We start from the raw sequence: 324 nt of genomic DNA, 5'->3' as shown, positions 1-324 counted from the left end.
TAGGATCCCTTGTCATTTTAATTTGACTGCTCGAATACTACATTGGCTTATGGCAGTAGCGATTTTGGCCATGCTATTTATTGGTGTGGGAATGACAACCTCAATCACTTGGCGTCCGTGGTTAATCGATATCCATCGTCCTTTAGGAATCGCAATCTTATTATTGGTCATCATTAGATTAATAAATCGACTCTATTTTCCAATTCCCCCTTTGCCGCCGACTGTACCGCGCTGGCAGGCGTTTATGGCCCATGCATCACATTGGCTGCTTTATATTTTGATGTTTAGTTTGCCATTGCTCGGATGGGCAACGCTATCGGCAGG

The 324-nt window shown here is 44.1% G+C and carries 1 protein-coding gene; it reads left to right on the top strand.

Features of this window, described 5'->3' with window-relative positions:
- Positions 1-4 precede the first annotated feature (4 nt).
- On the top strand, positions 5-324 hold a 320-nt coding region (locus J536_RS24835; RefSeq protein WP_032064406.1), incomplete at its 3' end, for a cytochrome b.

The sequence above is a fragment of the Acinetobacter sp. 809848 genome (assembly GCF_000581275.1).
Lineage (GTDB): Bacteria > Pseudomonadota > Gammaproteobacteria > Pseudomonadales > Moraxellaceae > Acinetobacter > Acinetobacter pittii.
The sequence above is the reverse complement of the archived record's forward strand: the minus strand, read 5'-3'. Positions and strand labels throughout refer to the sequence as shown.